Source organism: Vibrio sp. T20 (genome assembly GCF_007858795.1).
Classification (GTDB): domain Bacteria; phylum Pseudomonadota; class Gammaproteobacteria; order Enterobacterales; family Vibrionaceae; genus Vibrio; species Vibrio satsumensis.
The window spans coordinates 1-233 of sequence record NZ_VFEB01000040.1 but is presented as its reverse complement, the minus strand read 5'-3'; the positions used below and the strand labels follow the sequence as shown (position 1 = coordinate 233).

1 tRNA gene is annotated in these 233 nt (G+C 36.9%); it reads right to left on the bottom strand.

The features are described from left to right. Positions 1–59 precede the first annotated feature (59 nt). Positions 60–136, bottom strand: a tRNA-Met gene (locus FTW16_RS01905). Positions 137–233: the final 97 nt, after the last annotated feature.

Genomic DNA, 233 nt, shown 5'->3' with positions numbered 1-233 from the left:
TTATATCGACATTGGTAATTCTATATAACGTTGTTTATTCTTCTTTCATAAAGAAAAAGTGGTGGCTACTGCGGGATTTGAACCTGCGACCCCATCATTATGAGTGATGTGCTCTAACCAACTGAGCTAAGTAGCCATCTGAGAGCGAAGTAATATAATATAATCTCGCTTCCAATGCCATTATCTTTTTAAAGATAATTACACTTTAAATTGTGGCTGGGCTACCTGGATTC